This is a genomic window from Coleofasciculus sp. (assembly GCF_046565525.1).
Lineage (GTDB): Bacteria > Cyanobacteriota > Cyanobacteriia > Cyanobacteriales > Coleofasciculaceae > Coleofasciculus.
In genome coordinates this window covers 1-16,183 of record NZ_JBKHUP010000145.1, presented here as the reverse complement: position 1 = coordinate 16,183, position 16,183 = coordinate 1, and the positions used below count along the sequence as shown (strand labels likewise).

The 16,183-nt window shown below is 46.2% G+C and carries 17 protein-coding genes; 5 read left to right on the top strand and 12 right to left on the bottom strand.

The window, feature by feature from the left end:
• Window positions 1-268: 268 nt before the first annotated feature.
• The 5 genes from ACLGGO_RS32000 to ACLGGO_RS31980 form a co-directional block, all read right to left on the bottom strand.
• Complete coding sequence (locus ACLGGO_RS32000; RefSeq protein WP_446422336.1) at window positions 269-847, bottom strand: hypothetical protein; 579 nt, start codon at window positions 845-847, stop codon at window positions 269-271.
• A gap of 52 nt (window positions 848-899) precedes the next feature.
• Window positions 900-1,379, bottom strand: a complete 480-nt coding sequence (locus tag ACLGGO_RS31995; protein WP_446422335.1) for a hypothetical protein — start codon at window positions 1,377-1,379, stop codon at window positions 900-902.
• A 667-nt stretch (window positions 1,380-2,046) separates the two neighbouring features.
• On the bottom strand, window positions 2,047-2,628 hold the full coding sequence (locus ACLGGO_RS31990) for a J domain-containing protein (RefSeq protein WP_446422339.1): 582 nt from the start codon (window positions 2,626-2,628) through the stop codon (window positions 2,047-2,049).
• Window positions 2,629-2,693: 65 nt separating this feature from the next.
• Window positions 2,694-3,290, bottom strand: coding sequence for an ATP-dependent Clp protease proteolytic subunit (locus ACLGGO_RS31985; RefSeq protein WP_446337387.1), 597 nt, complete (start codon window positions 3,288-3,290; stop codon window positions 2,694-2,696).
• 211 nt (window positions 3,291-3,501) lie between these two features.
• Complete coding sequence (locus tag ACLGGO_RS31980) at window positions 3,502-4,158, bottom strand: ATP-dependent Clp protease proteolytic subunit (protein ID WP_446337388.1); 657 nt, start codon at window positions 4,156-4,158, stop codon at window positions 3,502-3,504.
• A gap of 197 nt (window positions 4,159-4,355) precedes the next feature.
• Between ACLGGO_RS31980 and ACLGGO_RS31975 the strand changes: the two genes are divergently transcribed.
• The 4 genes from ACLGGO_RS31975 to ACLGGO_RS31960 all read left to right on the top strand — a co-directional run bounded on the left by ACLGGO_RS31975 (window position 4,356) and on the right by ACLGGO_RS31960 (window position 9,301).
• Window positions 4,356-5,597, top strand: coding sequence for a vWA domain-containing protein (locus tag ACLGGO_RS31975; RefSeq protein WP_446422334.1), 1,242 nt, complete (start codon window positions 4,356-4,358; stop codon window positions 5,595-5,597).
• A 320-nt stretch (window positions 5,598-5,917) separates the two neighbouring features.
• The gene (locus tag ACLGGO_RS31970; RefSeq protein ID WP_446422333.1) at window positions 5,918-6,634 is read left to right on the top strand and encodes a biliverdin-producing heme oxygenase; all 717 of its coding nucleotides are present in this window, start codon (window positions 5,918-5,920) and stop codon (window positions 6,632-6,634) included.
• 134 nt (window positions 6,635-6,768) lie between these two features.
• Complete coding sequence (locus ACLGGO_RS31965) at window positions 6,769-7,266, top strand: TerB family tellurite resistance protein (RefSeq protein WP_446422332.1); 498 nt, start codon at window positions 6,769-6,771, stop codon at window positions 7,264-7,266.
• Window positions 7,267-8,773: 1,507 nt separating this feature from the next.
• On the top strand, window positions 8,774-9,301 hold the full coding sequence (locus ACLGGO_RS31960; RefSeq protein WP_446335444.1) for a proprotein convertase P-domain-containing protein: 528 nt from the start codon (window positions 8,774-8,776) through the stop codon (window positions 9,299-9,301).
• Window positions 9,302-9,565: 264 nt separating this feature from the next.
• On the opposite strand, the gene ACLGGO_RS31955 is transcribed toward ACLGGO_RS31960, so the two are convergent.
• The 6 genes from ACLGGO_RS31955 to trpB all read right to left on the bottom strand — a co-directional run bounded on the left by ACLGGO_RS31955 (window position 9,566) and on the right by trpB (window position 14,446).
• Window positions 9,566-10,909, bottom strand: a complete 1,344-nt coding sequence (locus ACLGGO_RS31955; RefSeq protein WP_446422331.1) for a PrsW family glutamic-type intramembrane protease — start codon at window positions 10,907-10,909, stop codon at window positions 9,566-9,568.
• 57 nt (window positions 10,910-10,966) lie between these two features.
• The gene (locus tag ACLGGO_RS31950) at window positions 10,967-11,161 is read right to left on the bottom strand and encodes a hypothetical protein (RefSeq protein WP_446335442.1); all 195 of its coding nucleotides are present in this window, start codon (window positions 11,159-11,161) and stop codon (window positions 10,967-10,969) included.
• 79 nt (window positions 11,162-11,240) lie between these two features.
• The gene (gene def / locus ACLGGO_RS31945; protein ID WP_446422338.1) at window positions 11,241-11,807 is read right to left on the bottom strand and encodes a peptide deformylase; all 567 of its coding nucleotides are present in this window, start codon (window positions 11,805-11,807) and stop codon (window positions 11,241-11,243) included.
• 117 nt (window positions 11,808-11,924) lie between these two features.
• Window positions 11,925-12,581, bottom strand: a complete 657-nt coding sequence (locus ACLGGO_RS31940; RefSeq protein ID WP_446422330.1) for a ribonuclease H-like domain-containing protein — start codon at window positions 12,579-12,581, stop codon at window positions 11,925-11,927.
• 62 nt (window positions 12,582-12,643) lie between these two features.
• Window positions 12,644-13,159 carry a CAP domain-containing protein gene (locus ACLGGO_RS31935; protein WP_446422329.1) on the bottom strand — a complete coding sequence of 172 codons (516 nt, stop codon included), beginning with the start codon at window positions 13,157-13,159 and terminating at the stop codon, window positions 12,644-12,646.
• Window positions 13,160-13,186: 27 nt separating this feature from the next.
• A complete protein-coding gene (trpB, locus tag ACLGGO_RS31930; protein WP_446422337.1) occupies window positions 13,187-14,446 on the bottom strand; it encodes a tryptophan synthase subunit beta in 1,260 nt (419 codons plus the stop codon).
• 123 nt (window positions 14,447-14,569) lie between these two features.
• On the opposite strand from trpB, the gene ACLGGO_RS31925 reads away from it, so the two are divergent.
• Window positions 14,570-15,289 carry a DUF4388 domain-containing protein gene (locus ACLGGO_RS31925; RefSeq protein WP_446422328.1) on the top strand — a complete coding sequence of 240 codons (720 nt, stop codon included), beginning with the start codon at window positions 14,570-14,572 and terminating at the stop codon, window positions 15,287-15,289.
• A 156-nt stretch (window positions 15,290-15,445) separates the two neighbouring features.
• Here the strand turns inward: ACLGGO_RS31925 and tnpA are convergent, their stop codons facing one another.
• The gene (tnpA, locus tag ACLGGO_RS31920) at window positions 15,446-15,904 is read right to left on the bottom strand and encodes an IS200/IS605 family transposase (RefSeq protein WP_446422327.1); all 459 of its coding nucleotides are present in this window, start codon (window positions 15,902-15,904) and stop codon (window positions 15,446-15,448) included.
• Window positions 15,905-16,183: the final 279 nt, after the last annotated feature.

Genomic DNA, 16,183 nt, shown 5'->3' with positions numbered 1-16,183 from the left:
AGTAAAATCTGGGTGCAACCGAAAAGATAGTGGTGAAACCCGCCCCTACAGAGGCGCCACATAACGTGAAAAGTCAGGTAGGGGGTAGGGGGTAGGGGGTAGGGGCGAGTCGCTGCACTAGCGTAAACGGGACAACTGATTAATCAACTCGACTCGCCCTGTTTTAAAATGAGAAATTAGCATCATTCCCAACTAACCCTGATTCGGGTATCGTTGGGGTCTTCTCGCGGAATTTGATCAGGGCTAAGGTTCCCTTACTACAAACTTCCTAGGGAACAATTGTCAAAGTGACAGCATACTGATAGATTCCAGCTTCAAAAGGTCCACCATCAACACCCAAATCCACTTCCACGGTTTGTCGAAGGGGTTCACCAGGGTTAGGACTCAAAGGAAAAATGGACATAGGGCTGCTCGGATTACCGCCACTACCGTTAGCTGGACCGTTATAGACTGTTTCATCACCTGGGACTGTTGCTCGTGCATTTAAAAAAGCATCTGAACCTGGGGGTAAAGCGCCAGGAGGAGGAGCCAACTCTGGATTGCTGGGAGTAAATGACACAAAACGAGCATCACTGATTTGAAGATCTACTCCTGATGTATTACAGGAAACATCAACTGTACCCGATACACCTCCCGGCGCATCAGAGCTAATCTCTCCAAACACAGGTCCAGGGCCCGTTTGTGGTCCACCCCTGTACACTAATACACCTGGAACCGGAGTCGCGAAACTACAACTCTCCCCAATATTCCCTTCAAAAATAACATCAACCGATTGCGCCAAAACGTTCGGACTAAACGCCACCGCACCCGCCAGAACAAAGCCAGATAAAACTAAACGACGAATCATGGAAACCCTCCTTAAGGTATATGCACATAAGAACCAAACATCGATAAGCGAATTAAGGGATAACCGTCAGCGTCACCGCATAGTTGTACGTTCCCGCCGGAAACGGTATAGGTCTTTCCACACGCATATCGACTTCTAAATCACTCATTCCCACCGGAAGATTCATGGTAACCTCTGCCGTATCCGCCGTCACCTGTTGTGTCCCAACTGTAACAAACGTTACATAAGTTGTTCCATCCGGATCAGGTGTTGACCCAGAGATGAGGCGAGGCGGTGAAACCGTTAGCGTAGCAGGGGTGTTAGACTGTAACGTTACGGTGGCTGGATTGACGGATTCTATAACATTAGGTAGTTGAACTGAACCACCACTAGCCGTTGTTTCCACTGTACCCAGGACAACCTGGTCAAAGGTTACTTCAATGGGAACACTAGCCGTAAATGGAATATCAACGGTTTGAGCCAGCGCCTCAGAACTAAACCCCATAGCACTTGCCAGGGTTAACGCTGATGCAACGGCGTAAAAACGAGACATTTAAAGCTCCTCTAGGGTAGCTGTTTCAAGTCTATCCCAAACATTGTCTGGTAGAAGTCTAATTTATCCTCTGGATAATAATTCGTCAATTTCTTTTAACTCTCGCAATCTTTCCAGACTGGGGACAAATAACAATCGGATTCACTGTCGTCCGGTATACCTTGTTAATCGGGCGCCTAATTAATTATTGGGCGGGCGCACGTCTGTGGGCGCACGGAGCGTCATTAGTGTCAACTTAAGGTTAAACCGTTACTTAATAAGAGATTCCCCCGGACTTTGAAAACCCCCTGCTTAAAAAAGGGGGAATAGTCTGATTTGGAAGCATCTCAAGGAAAACCTATAACTCATAAGAAACACATTTTGACACAGGAAATTGAGTAAAGGGCGACCCGATCCTCTGTAGGGGCGGGTTTTACTACTATCTTTTTGGTTGCATCTCAATGTGACTAAACCCGCCCTGTTTCTCTAGTGGTTCCTTTGTGCCAGCGGCTCGCCCCAAAAGGAGAATTATTGACCATTGGGGAATGCGATCGCTCTGAGTAGGGTTAAGCTTTGAAGTGATGAGCATCGAGTCTATAGGTCGGCACATTTTCCCATGATAAAAGTATACCAAAAAAAAGGAGCGATCGCACCCTTACTCAAAAAAATCTGTAACTGTTTGTGAGCATCAATAAATCATCTGTTCCATACGGCGAAAATCTCGTTCAACTTCCGCCCACAGGGAACGGTTATGGGGGTCAGTCTTCAGGGCTTTTTTCAAATAAATTCTGGCTTTATTCAACTGCCCATTCTTAACCAAATACCGTCCCCAACATTGATAAGTAATCGCTTGCCACTGACGCACCTCTGGATCGTGGGGAATCCGTTGCGCCAACCCCTCAACCAGCGCGATCGCACGGGCAAATCGTTGTTCTTTGAGCAACTGCTGTAAGCGCTCGTAGGATGTCCATTTGAGCTGATATTCAATCTCCGACAGGGGGGGAATGGTAGGCGGTTTGGTTGGCGGCTTCTTTGTCACTGTAACCGTCTGGGAATCCTCAGCCGAGTGAGTTGTTCCCAACGGTTTAACCACATTCAGCAGCAGCTTATACGCCTGTGTCAACTCAATAAACTTGGTTTGAGCCAATTGATCGCCGACATTGACATCGGGATGACACTGGCGTGCCAAACGCCGATACGATGCCTTAATCTCAGATCGAGAGGCTCCATCACTTAAACCCAACAATCGATAACAATCCACCAGATTCATTTCCAGAACAAGCACTGATAGGTGTAGAGGCAGTATTTTAGAACTGCCCTACCGATTCGTCTATCTTATCCTGCTCTTTCCTCAATCACACGGTCAATCAATCCGTACTCCTTCGCCTCTTGAGCCGACATGAAAAAGTCGCGATCGATATCTTTTTCAATCTTCTCAACCGATTGACCCGTCTTATCCGCATAGATTTGGTTGAGTTGACGCCGGATTCGCAAAATCTCCCTGGCTTCAATCTCAATATCCGTCGCTTGTCCACGCACCCCCCCAGAGGGTTGGTGAATCATGATCCGTGAGTGAGGTAACGCTAACCGTTTCCCCTGCTTACCAGCCATAAGCAGGAAAGAACCCATCGACGCCGCTAAACCGACACAGATGGTGACTACATCCGACTTAATATGCTGCATGGTGTCATAAATCGCCATGCCTGCAGTAACTGAACCACCAGGAGAATTGATGTAAAGATAAATATCTTTGTTGTTGTCTTCGGAATCCAGGTAAAGCATAACTGCGATGATCTGGTTAGTAATCTCATCATCGACTTCTTTACCCAGAAAAATAATCCGTTCCCGGTAGAGACGATTGTAGATATCAATCCAATCGCTGTAAGGAGAACCGGGAAGTTGATAAGGAACTTTGGGGACGCCAATAGGCATAATTTACTCCGAATTCTAGAAAACGTTTTGAATAGTCTGTAGGGGATCTTTTCACAACTATCGTTTCTTCTCTCACCCAGATGCGACTAAACCCGCCCCGGTACGTACCATTGCTCGTCTTGTCTGATGGTAATGGTTTAGGCATTAATCAGGAGGGTTGTCTCGAAGGAGAACAGCAAAACTGCCCTGAGTGTCAGTGCAAGAGGAGGGATTAAGACGCACTGGCGGCTATAGCAGCCGGAACCTCATCGCTCTCTAACACCCGATCAATCAAGCCATACTCTTTTGCCTCATAGGGGGTCAGGTACAACATCCGCTCCATATCCTTGGCAATCTTTTGGGCAGATTGACCTGTATTTTTGGCAAAAATATCCATCATGGTCTTTTTGTTGGCTAGCACTTCCTTGGCTCGAATTTGGATATCCGTGGCTTGACCCCGTGCATAGCTCTTGGGTTGGTGCAGCACAATAGAGGCATTGGGTAAGCTTGCGCGAGAGCCTTTTGTTCCCGCCGACAGTAGCATCGCCGCCATCCCCATTGCCGAACCAATACAAATGGTATGGATGGGGGGTTGAATGTAATTCATCGTGTCACAGATGGCAAAGGCTTCCGTTTCAAAGCCAATCGGTTCACCATCGTAACGGGAGGTTCCCGTGGAGTTGATGTAAATTTTAATCGGCTTGTCGGGATCGTCGTACTGCAAATACAAAAGTTCTGCCACAATCAGTTCGGTGACTTGTGGTACCAAGGGCAAACCCAGATAGACAATTCGCTCGTTGAGGAGCAGTGAAGGTAAATCGGGTGGCGGGGTTCGGTAGTTTTGCCGACCATAGTAGGTTGATTGAACTGCCTGAATCGGTTGTTTCATCTACGGTACTTGGGAATGCAATAATGGCGCTATCTTTAAAACATAGTAGCGTGAGTCGTGAAGTTGCCTGGGGTAGTTCTTTTCATCGATGGCGATTTGGGGTGTGCCATGAGCGACCCTGGCTCTAGACTAGTACTTATGTATTGCAAGAAAGTTACTATAGTTACCTCTTTTTACTGGCTTAGGAGTTTTAGACAATGAAAGTTGGTTTACACCCTGCCCTCAGCGATATCAATCTTGATGCCAATCAACCCAGTTCCCAGCGTCAGTTATCGATAGCGATTCGGGCAATCAGCCAATCACTGGATCAGTCGCTACCCTTGAATTTATGCTTAATTCTAGACCACAGTGGCTCGATGCATGGGCGTCCCCTGGAAACGGTGAAAAAAGCGGCGATTCAACTGATTGAACGACTCAAACAGGGCGATCGCATCTGTGTGATTGCCTTTGATCACCGTGCCAAAGTGCTGGTACCCAATCAAGGGCTCGACAATACAGAAACGATTAAATCCCAAATCCGGCAACTGACTGCTGATGGGGGAACTGCCATTGATGAGGGGTTGAAACTGGGTATTGAAGAAGTGGCAAAAGGGAAAGCCGAAGCCGTGTCTCAGGTGTTTCTGCTGACGGATGGCGAAAATGAGCATGGAGACAATAAACGCTGCTTGAAATTAGCCCAACTGGCGGTGGAACACAAGCTGACGATCAATAGCCTAGGATTTGGGGCGAATTGGAACCAAGATGTTCTGGAAAAAATTGCCGATGCTGGGAGTGGTGCGCTTTGTTATATCGAACAGCCAGAACAAGCCGTGCAGGAGTTTGGACGCTTGTTTAACCGCATCCAAGCCGTCGGATTGACCAATGCTTACTTGGTATTTGAATTAATGCCCAAAGTGCGGTTTGCCGAATTAAAACCCATTGCCCAAGTCGCGCCGGATACGATTGAACTGCCTCTGCAACCCCAAGGCGATCAATTTGTCGTCCGCTTGGGCGATTTGATGACGGATGCGGAACGGGTGATTCTGGCGAACCTGTATCTGGGGCAACTGTCTGTGGGGTATCAGGCGATCGCGAAGCTACAAGTGCTTTATGATGACCCCGCTACGGGGGAAGAGGGATTAAAGTCGGAACAGATCCCGGTGGAGATTAACGTTCAGAGTACCTATCAACCGGCTCCCAACACGAAAGTCCAACAATCGATTCTGGCATTAGCCAAATACAGGCAAACTCAAATAGCCGAAGCCAAACTCCAAAAAGGCGATCGGGCTGGCGCTGCCACAATGTTACAAACGGCTGCCAATACTGCGATCCAAATGGGAGATCAAAGTGCAGCTACTGTCCTCCAAACCAACGCCACTCGTTTACAATCTGGGGAAGAACTCTCAGAAGCCGATCGCAAGAAAACTCGGATTGTGTCTAAGACAATCTTGCAGGATTGATCCTAAATCCGGGTTAACTACCCCTTTGTGGCAGGGACAAGGCATAAGGTATAAGGCATAAAGCCTTTAGGGTTCATGGTGTCTGCTTTTTCTTCCCACGCCCCACACCCCACACCCCACACCCCACGCCCTGCCCACTATTCAAGTAGCTTACCCGCCTCTTCAAGCTATTGCCTATGGGTAAGACTTGAGTCAACGATTTTACAATTCTTAATATCAATTCTCATCATATCAGTTTACCCTAAGCATTTGGGACAGTTTTGATACGTTTTGGACGTAAAAATACACAAGTCGTTAACCTTAGGGATAGGAAATTTAACATGAGTACCAATCTAGCCACCCAGTTACGTGAGGGAACCAAAAAAGCCCACAGCATGGCAGAAAACGTGGGATTTGTCAAATGCTTTTTGAAAGGCGTCGTAGAAAAGAAATCGTACCGAAAACTTGTCGCCAATCTCTACTTCGTCTATTGTGCGATGGAAGAAGAAATGGAGCGCCATCGCCAACATCCGGTTCTCTCGAAAATCTACTTTCCCCAACTCAATCGCCAGAAAAGTTTAGAGCAAGACTTATACTACTACTACGGCGCAAATTGGCGCGACCAAATAGCGCCTTCCGCCGCCGGGAAAGACTACGTGCAGCGAATTCGCGACGTGTCCGCCTCTGAACCCGAACTATTAATTGCCCAGTGCTACACGCGCTATCTGGGAGATTTATCTGGGGGGCAAATCCTGAAAAAGATTGCTCAACGGGCGATGAATTTATCCGAGGGTGAAGGTACAGCGTTTTACGAGTTTCAAGAGATTCCTGACGAAAAGGAATTCAAAGCCAACTATCGCCAAGCCTTGGATGAACTCCCCATTGATGACGCCACAGCCGAACGGATTGTTGATGAGGCAAATGCGGCATTTGGCATGAATATGAATCTGTTCCAGGAATTAGAAGGTAACCTGATTAAAGCCATTGGTCAAATGCTCTTCAACACCCTAACTCGTCGTCGTAGTAGTGGTAGCACAGAACTGGCTACGGCGGAATAAACTCGCTGTAATACTGAGCGAGGCGGTGCGGCTCATCCTATTTCCTTGGTTGAAGTAGGATCAGTTGTGCCGCCTTAACATGATAGACTTTCAAAATCCTAATCTAACGTCTGGAATATTCCGAGGAGAAAACAATGACAACGACGACAGATTATCGACGAAAAGGCAACCTTTGGCTCTTTAACCAGATGTACGGCTTTACCAGCTTTCCCAACGGTGAAGATTTTCGATCCGTTGGCAAAGCTGCACTTATTTGTGCTAAGGGAGATGGCACACTCGCTCCAGCAGAACGAGACGAGCAAATTAGCTATTTCAGCGCTCTGGGAACTCCCGAATCTGTGCTGAAAGAACTGGAAGTTTACGAAGCCAATGATGATCTGGCACAGCTGCTGGCGAACTCTTCTGATCGAATAAAAAACTTAGTACAAAGAGATGTTGTTTATCAAGCGATTCAAGCTTCAGCAGCAGACGGTGAGTTGAGTGAACCTGAACAGAATAAAATCTCTCAAATGGCTGAACTATTAGGGGTGACGTCTGAAGTGGTGCAGCAATTAGTAGAACTTCACAAAGAAGAAGAACAGCTTCGTCAAAAGCGGATTAAACTGCTTTACCCGAATGGAACACCTTATTAAGATTATTACAGGGAACTTTCTTAGTACAGCGCAGAGAATTTATGTCTAGGTACTTAGCTGTCGCTATAAAGGTTAGGACATTCTCTACTGTTCTATGTTCCCTATTACCCGTTCCCTGTTCCCTACCCTTACCACAAGACTTCGATGTAATCTATATTTCCAGTGCTGTTAACAAAATTTTACAAAATCAGTGAAAATTAATTCAGCTAGGTGGTTGCCAAGGTTAGCTGATTGCCATATCATTCAACATGGTGTAACAACGTCATACGCAAGTATGACAAGACCTGGGTCTCAGAGGTAAAGTGTGGACTGGTGGGAAACCGTCAACCCTGTTAGTCTGGGACTCAAGCGCTGATTCCGGCTCGATAATGTCATATCGATATCCTGCCAAAAGCCACCGACCTTGGACAAATACTATCGAGTCGAACAAAGTCATTGATTGGCTTTTAGTCGGCAAGAGAAGTCTGTTACACAAGCCGGACTGATCGATACTCGGTTATAAGTAAGCAACCCCGGTCTCGCATACACGGAGCTTTAGCCAAATAAGTTAAAGCTGTGCTTACCAGCCTAAGTGCTAAGCGCACTACGTTATCGGCAAGTGTTAAAGACCTACCAGCGGATGCGATAGCCAGTTTGCTGCTCTAGAACCGAAAAGTTAAACAGTTTTAAGGTCACTGAAACAGTGCTTTTTGGACAGTTACCGACCGATAACCTTGGCGAGGCTAACTTTACCCCAGAAATGGGTGAAAACCGGAGGGGCAACCATACCCCTCCACCCCGAAAGGGGTATGCTTCTTAAACCGCTACCGCGTGTTCCTCCCTGGTCTGAAGACGCAGGGTTTCCCACAACGGAGAAGTTCTAATGACTAGGCTGGCTGTGGGTGGCATACATAAAAGAGTTTCTCTGTTAAGAGAAAGTAGTTTAAATTAATAGCCCAAAAAATTTTTAGCCGATGATGCAACAAATCTTTACGAAAAAGAAACTAAATTTACAAGACAACGGTTTAAACTTAATACTCTTGGGGCAGAGGGGTGAGTTCAAAATTTACAGTCCAACCCTTCGGGAAGGGTAGGTTTAAGTTTGTGTCAGAGCGACGCGGATAAATTCCGAGTTGTTTGAGAAAGTTTTTTAATCTCTCACCAAAGATTAATCCAAGTTATAAAGGATGTAATTTTATATTAAATTAACATAAACCTAAGGACAAGAATGCTCAATGTTTGACGCTGAATTGCTTGTCAGTAAAGGAATACAGGAAAGAGAGATATCAGTTTAGTATCGATTAAATTGTTTTTTTTTAGTAAAGATACCCAGAAGGACTAGATAAAACCGCCCAAGTAATGCCATTATTAATTAAGAGGAGATTATTGTATGTTCGCGAAATTAAAAAAAATTCGGGGTGCATTAAGAATGCGTAACAGAGCGCAAATATTCTTAACATTGTAATTTCGCGATCGCTAGCGGAGTTTTACCTTTTGTCAACCTAATTCTGTTTTGGAGTTATAACCTATGTCGAAGCTCATGAATCGTACCTCAACTGCCACTGTAGACGCTAACATTACCACATCTGTGAACTCCCCCGCTTCGACCTACTGCGGTCGTGGTGGCAATATTCCCGATGGAGTTGCCAGTTTTCAAGATGAGATTGTGGTGACGGAAAATATCGCGATTAGTAACGTCACCGTAACTCTGAATCACTTAGAACATACTTGGGTTGGGGACTTGATTGCCCAATTGCGTCATGTAGAAACCGGGGTTGTGGTGGACTTATTCCGGCGCCCCGGACAACCTCAATTTTCGGCGAGTGGCTACAGTAACGACCTAAATGGGGATTACAGCTTTAACGATAACTTCTCCCATAGTTTTGACTCAGTAGCTGGGTCTCATGGGGTGATTCCCAGTGGTGAGTATTGTGCAACTCAGCCTTTGTCTGTGTTTAAGGGACACTCATCTGCTGGGACTTGGCAACTGATTATTAATGATTGCTCTGCGGGTGATTCAGGTTCTCTGGAGTCTTGGACTCTGAACTTGGAATAAACTACACAAGTAGACTAAACCTGCATTCTCAGGGAGAAAAGCAGAAATCGTTCATCAGTGCATAAGGTTCTCCAAAGCATGAGTGCGTTGAGTCAGCGCTTGAGGATACAGGTTGCTCATGTGATCAAGGCGCAGGCAGTTTTCTGACAAAGTGATGTTGGCTCTGGATTAGAACAACTAACATTGCTTTTGTCAATTGCTCCGTTATAAAAATCCTCTGCTCTCTTGTTTAGGGTAAGCAGAGGATTTTTATTGTATAGAGGATCAAAATAAACGGGTAGCGAAGTTTTGCGATCGCGTCGGCGAGATTGCCCTAGCTTTGAGAATGGCGGCGGCTAAGCAGGTATAGGACAAAATCCCCACCACTGCTAACAATAAACTACTGACAAACCCGCTGGCATTCCAAAGAGCGTGGAGAGTCGCCGCACAAAGATAACCCGTTCCCAGAATTTGCCAAACTTTTCGCGGTTTGAGGACACTTAAGCCGATAAAATAGCCAAAGTAGCCACTATAAGCAATATGTCCGGCGACTGAACCGAGTAGACGGGGGATGAGTAATTGCAATCCCATCAGCTGACCCGGTTCTTGACCCGCTTGAAAGGTCACATTATCAATGATATCGGGAACATACTGCCCCAGAGTTTCCAATAGCGTAAAACCCACCCCTGACGCCGTACCTAATAGAATCCCATCCAGAGGTTCCCAGACGCCAATTTGTTCTCGCCAAGGAGAACGTAGGAGTCTCCCCAAGAAATACGCCCCAATAATGGGAAGGACTTTAAGTAACTCTTCCATCAAACCCGCCCCAAAAAACATGCGGATCAGCAGAGCGGTAAAACTGATCAGTTCCCCTTCTTGGGGTAAACTTCCCGGTAAGATGTCGCGAAAAACGATGATCGATAGAGGTAACAACGGACTCGTTAAAATTAAACCCGTCGCGATCGCACACCCCAATAACACCCACCACGGTTTGGATTTACCACAAAGTTGGTAGATAAAGTAAGAGGCGGCACCGGTTAAATAGGTTGCCAATAGTAAATTAAACACCATTGGCTTACCGACAGCCATAAACATCAACACCACAAAAACCACCGTCAGAATAGCGGGTCCAAGAAACGCCTTCTGAGTTAAATCGGCTCCCGTTGAAGCGAGGGGAAACAGTTGGCTAAAGGTAACCGAATCCGCAGTTTTATGTCCGATTACACTGACAGGTGTCAGCGATGAACCCGAAGGAACAGGTGAGACTGGGGACACAGACGAGCTGAACTGACACTCAAAAATAAACTGAGGACCATCTTGACCCAGTTCAATGCGATCGCCGGCGTGCAATCGACAGCATCCCCGTAAAGGATAACCATTAATGTAAGTACCATTAATACTATTGAGATCACAAATTTCCCAGCCCTGATTCCAGGGTGAACAGGGACGAATCGTGGCATGACGCCGCGATACAATTAAATACTGATTAGGGTTTAAGGCAATTTGGCAGCTTGGATCACGCCCAATCACTATCTCCTGCTCCTCAGACAAGGGATAGGAAGATAGTGGTATAGCTGTACCTCTGACAGCAAGAGGTCGCAGAAATCCACGGCAGTGTTGACCAGTCATAGGGCAAGTGGTGAGCCATCCTTAGACCAGTGTAAACTATTGCCTATTGCCTATTGCCTACTGATTTGCCTTCGCATCGCGAACAGCGGCGTAGAACAAAAAGCCACTCAAGGGAATACTACCCGCCAGGATAATTTCCGTGACTGATACACCTAACTGGGGTGTTCCTGAAGAGAGTTCAAAAATTGAGCCAACAGCCGCAATTGCGGTAATACAGGAACCCATCAAAAATAAACCACTTTTTGGTGTCATTGGATTAGACCTAACGCAGTATACTAAAATGTCCATGGATCAATCCATGGACAAGGCATTGGTACGGTTACTTTGTTTCCTAGGCATGAAAAGGTTTGACTGCTTGGGTAGAAAAGCCATACTTTTGCAGTTCTTCTGCCAAAACCAATCCATTTTCCACCCGATCCACAAACATAACCCCAGTCAGGTGATCCATTTCATGTTGAATGGCGCGAGAAAGCAGACCATCCGCCTTTAAGGTTTTCGGGCGTCCATTCTCATCTTTGTAGGTAACTTCCACCTCTACTGGGCGTTTGACATCTAAGTAGACGCCAGGAATACTTAAACACCCTTCTTGAGCGTCACATACACTCGAACCAAAGCGCTTAATCGTGGGGTTAATTAGAATCAAGGGGGGATTTTCTGGGTTATCCGGTTCGCAGTCGATGACAATGATTTGTTTATTTACCCCGACCTGTGGTGCTGCCAAGCCAATGCCATCTGCACTATACATGGTTTGCAGCATCTGATGAGCTAGCTGTCGGATGCTTTGGTCTACTTTGGCAACCCGCTTAGCTGGTTGACGCAGAACGCGATCGCCCAGATAGTGAATCTCTAGAGGAGGGTTGTCTAATTTTTTCTTTTCGACAATAACTTGAGCGGTCATGGGCATAGGAAACTTGTAAATCTAGCAATATTATTGGCACTTCCTTTTTTTATCCTAGCAGGTATCACTCTTGCTGGAATTCGGTTCATCCACCCCCCCACGTTACGATAGCTTGTTTTAATGTTCAAAGATATCTCGATAGAGGAGCAAATCCAAAGACACCATCACTGATAAGGCATCAAAGCACTCTTGGGCAAGTTGCCAACGCTCTTCTCGTTGCAACATGGCAATCAGTTTCTGTCGCACAGACAGCAAATAACGTACATCATTCGCCGCATACCGGAGTTGTTCATCCGAAAGGTTATTGGGATTTCCCCAATCTGAACTCTGGGAACTTTTATCCAGTTCCACCTGTTCGAGATCCAGGACTAAATCTTTAAGTCCGTGGCGGTTGGTATAGGTACGGGCAAGTTTACTGGCAATTTTTGTACAAAATATAGGCTGGACGTAGATGTCCAGATTTTGGCGTAATATGGCTAGATCGAAACGGGCAAAGTGAAATACTTTTAAGACCGTTTGGGCTTCCAGCAACTGCTTCAGGTTGGGGGCTTCAGTTTGTTTTTGTTTTTTATCAATGCGGATCACCGTAACTCGGTCTTCGGGGTCACACAGTTGCACCAGACACAAGCGATCGCGCTGATAGATCAGCCCCATTGTTTCTGTATCAACGGCAATCGCTTCGGCGTTTAGATAGGTCTTGAGCAGGGCGTCGGGAAGGTCGCGATCGCAAACTTGAAATTTTGCCAATTCTTTCTCGATGGGGGGTTTAGTCATAGGTTATCTGAGTGATAAAGGATGAATGATAAAAAAATAACCAGCAAATAACATAAGACAAACTACTGCCGTTTGATGAAAATTTGGGTAAAGTAATAGTCTCCCTTGGCATTTTTACTTACGCCAATCCCGGTTACATCAAAATCCCCTTCAATATTTTCTAGATGTCCTGGGCTTTTTAACCAACCTTGCACAGCTTGGGTGGCGGGGTCGGAATAGCCCTGGTTATAGGCAACATTTTCAGCGGCTTGGCGATAGGGAATAGATTGAGCGATCGCGCGGACTCGTTCTTCAAATCCCCCATGACCGAAGGGTAGACGCCCGGTTGCCATTGCCTGACTGTGGAGTCTGGCTTGCTTGCTAATGTTAGAGTCTAAGGTTAACGGTGGCAGTTTTTGGGAACGGCGATATTGATTAATCTGTTGATGCACCGATTCTTCCCAATTGGTGAATTCACCGTCATTTGACTGTTGAGAAATCGTTGTAGGAGATTCGGATTGACTTACGGGGGTTGTCTTGAAACTCAACGCCAAATCACAGCTACTGAGTCCTAACTTTAGCAGCAGTAATCCACTCATGACCAAAAGAGACTTTGACCGCACCGTTTAATCCTGTGAGTCTAACTGAATCAACTTGCCAACGGTTTGTACATCTTTATCACCGCGACCGGAACAGTTAATCACTATTTTCGGGCTACCCTGAAGTTGAGAACACAGAGTTTCTAAATACGCGATCGCGTGGGCGGTTTCCAGGGCGGGGATAATTCCTTCGAGTTCCGATAACTGGCGAAAAGCTGCGATCGCGTCTTGGTCGGTAACACTATAGTATTCTGCCCGACCACTATCTTTCAAATAACTGTGTTCGGGTCCAACACCCGGATAATCGAGTCCCGCACTAATCGAGTGGGCTTCCACCACTTGACCGTCAGTATCTTGGAGTAAATAGCTCATTGCTCCGTGCAGCACACCCGGACGTCCTGAGGTTAGGGTAGCAGCGTGCTTTTGAGAGTTTACACCTTCCCCGGCGGCTTCAACACCAATTAAGCGCACGCTCTCGTCGTTGACAAATTCGTGGAACAGTCCCATTGCATTAGAACCCCCACCCACACAAGCCAACAAAATATCAGGTAAACCGCCCCATTTTTCTTGACATTGAGTGCGAGTTTCTTGACCAATTATCGCCTGGAAGTCACGCACGAGCATGGGATAGGGATGAGGACCTGCGACAGAACCGAGGATGTAATGGGTCGTTTCCACATTAGTTACCCAGTCGCGAATCGCTTCCGAGGTGGCATCCTTAAGCGTACCCGTTCCCGCCGCCACGGGTTGAACTTTAGCACCCATTAGCCGCATCCGAAACACATTTAGGGATTGGCGTTCCATATCCTGAACACCCATATAGATAATGCATTCCAAGCCGAACCGCGCACAAACCGTTGCCGTTGCCACACCATGTTGACCTGCCCCGGTTTCTGCTATAATCCGCTTTTTGCCCATCCGCTTGGCTAATAAGACCTGGGCTAGGGCATTATTGATCTTATGAGCGCCGGTATGATTTAAGTCTTCCCGTTTCAAATAAATTTGCGCTCCACCGCCATCGGGGCGGGCATAGTGGGCGGTTAACCGTTCAGCAAAATATAGAGGACTAGGACGCCCGACATAATCATGCAATAACTGTTGCAATTCCTGCTGAAAATCTGGGTGGTTGCGGTACTGTTTAAACGACTGCTCTAACTCGAACAGTGCAGGCATTAGGGTTTCCGGCACATACTTGCCGCCAAATTTGCCAAAACGCCCTAAGGCATCCGGTTGTTCGTGTACTACTTCGGTAGAGGAGCGGGAATTAGGAAGGGGAGTTTTGGTCACTACAGCCAGATCGCCAACAACAACACCCACCCATTATAAATCGTGATCTGACCGAATTTGGCGATCGCGACTTAGTTTAACCGTTAATCGAGACAATAGTTGTAGGGGTTCAATTCACCAGCGATGTCCATTACAGGGTTTCTTTCTGATTTTTCTCTGCCGGAAATTTTTCGATTTATCGACCAGGGGAATAAAAGCGGCTTACTCATGCTGCGATCGCGATCGGAATCAGGAGCTGCCTCGTCTTACTATATTTGGGTGGAGAATGGGCAGTTTGTCGCCGCCGCGAACCGGTTGAACAATCAAGGGTTACTCTCACTGATCCAGCAATATGAGTGGGTGAGTAACCGTGTGATCACGAAACTGGCTCAGTTGTGTCCAGAGGATCAACCTCTGGGATTGTATCTGAGGCATCAAGGAGCGTTGCGGGGTGAACAGCTCGAACATTTGTTCCAAGTCCAGGTGATACAGCAACTGTGTTTAGTCTGTCAACTCACAGACGCTCAATTTAGATTTGACCAGAATGTGCCTATTCCCACACGAGAGATGACGGGGTTGCAGTTGCCCGCCAGTATTATCGAGGTTTTGTTACAAAAACTCGTTGTTTTAAAACAACTGTTTGCCGCTAGAAATCTGCGGTATAGAGGGAATGGGAATAGACTTTCGGAAAATTTTTGTCAACAATTGGGGTTGACGATGGATATTACCTTTTTTCATTGCCTAAAGTTATCCTTGTTTGACACAAATTATACTTTAGCTGATTTGGCTAAAATTGTTGACATATACTATCGTCCTTATGACATTCCCAAATCAAAATTTTCAGCGGCAAAAGCTTTAATTTAATTGAATTTGTCAGCATTCTCGAAGAGTAGATTACTTTAGTTCAGGGCTGACTAGAGCATGGCATCAAGTCTGCCCTGATTTCTCAGATTGCAAAGGCTTCTTGCGCGGGTTCGTAATCCTGCAATAGCTGTTTTTTGGCGTTGATTTCATCAGGAGTTAATTTTGGTTCCATATCATACCTCGTCGGGATGTTGGAGCGTCATCTTCATAATTATCTCGTTCCAAGGATGGGATTATCGTGCCTTGGGAATGATGCTGCTTTTGTTGACTCACGTAGGCAATCGCTTCATCGAGTTGTTTGCCTCCCAGGGAAAAAACACCATATCCGCGCTGCCAACCAAACTTGGCTGATGTGGGAGGTGAATCTTGGTTAAACTGATGGGCGCTACTTCCTTTAATGTATTTGACAAAATCCGCGATCGCAAGGCTTGGTGGGATAGATGTCACTAAATGGAGATGATCTTCTATACCCCCAATGGCGTGAATAATGCAACTTCGCGAATCAGCTTTACCGATAATATAGCTGTATAATCCGGGTTCTCGTGCAGGAACAATCAACGGTTGGCGTTCTTTTGTCGCCCAGACGAGATGATAGTAAAGCCGCCAAAGCGCCATAAATTTATATTTTGATAATTGGGATTAAGTTATAGTATTACTGAGTCGTCTTCAGACGACTTTGGCTATGAGCCTGGGAATTAATTCCCAGGCGGATGCGCGGGTAATACCATAACATTGCTGGAAAATAAATGGCTCACCCTAACCCAGCACCGGAAATAAATTTCCACCAATGATAACATATTGATTGGATTTATTACCACGCTGTCACACCGCCTTGAAATCAATTTCAAGGCTCATAGTTAAAGTCCGTTAAAACGGACTGAATAATACATCATC

Coding starts and splice junctions, on each gene's coding strand:
- tnpA (WP_446422327.1), bottom strand. CDS start 15,904: ATGGCGCTTTGGCGGCTTTACTATCATCTCGTCTGGGCGACAAAAGAA.
- ACLGGO_RS31980 (WP_446337388.1), bottom strand. CDS start 4,158: ATGAAACAACCGATTCAGGCAGTTCAATCAACCTACTATGGTCGGCAA.
- ACLGGO_RS31950 (WP_446335442.1), bottom strand. CDS start 11,161: ATGACACCAAAAAGTGGTTTATTTTTGATGGGTTCCTGTATTACCGCA.
- ACLGGO_RS31960 (WP_446335444.1), top strand. CDS start 8,774: ATGTCGAAGCTCATGAATCGTACCTCAACTGCCACTGTAGACGCTAAC.
- ACLGGO_RS31955 (WP_446422331.1), bottom strand. CDS start 10,909: ATGACTGGTCAACACTGCCGTGGATTTCTGCGACCTCTTGCTGTCAGA.
- ACLGGO_RS32000 (WP_446422336.1), bottom strand. CDS start 847: ATGATTCGTCGTTTAGTTTTATCTGGCTTTGTTCTGGCGGGTGCGGTG.
- ACLGGO_RS31990 (WP_446422339.1), bottom strand. CDS start 2,628: ATGAATCTGGTGGATTGTTATCGATTGTTGGGTTTAAGTGATGGAGCC.
- def (WP_446422338.1), bottom strand. CDS start 11,807: ATGACCGCTCAAGTTATTGTCGAAAAGAAAAAATTAGACAACCCTCCT.
- ACLGGO_RS31995 (WP_446422335.1), bottom strand. CDS start 1,379: ATGTCTCGTTTTTACGCCGTTGCATCAGCGTTAACCCTGGCAAGTGCT.
- ACLGGO_RS31940 (WP_446422330.1), bottom strand. CDS start 12,581: ATGACTAAACCCCCCATCGAGAAAGAATTGGCAAAATTTCAAGTTTGC.
- ACLGGO_RS31975 (WP_446422334.1), top strand. CDS start 4,356: ATGAAAGTTGGTTTACACCCTGCCCTCAGCGATATCAATCTTGATGCC.
- ACLGGO_RS31985 (WP_446337387.1), bottom strand. CDS start 3,290: ATGCCTATTGGCGTCCCCAAAGTTCCTTATCAACTTCCCGGTTCTCCT.
- ACLGGO_RS31925 (WP_446422328.1), top strand. CDS start 14,570: ATGTCCATTACAGGGTTTCTTTCTGATTTTTCTCTGCCGGAAATTTTT.
- ACLGGO_RS31970 (WP_446422333.1), top strand. CDS start 5,918: ATGAGTACCAATCTAGCCACCCAGTTACGTGAGGGAACCAAAAAAGCC.
- ACLGGO_RS31965 (WP_446422332.1), top strand. CDS start 6,769: ATGACAACGACGACAGATTATCGACGAAAAGGCAACCTTTGGCTCTTT.
- ACLGGO_RS31935 (WP_446422329.1), bottom strand. CDS start 13,159: ATGAGTGGATTACTGCTGCTAAAGTTAGGACTCAGTAGCTGTGATTTG.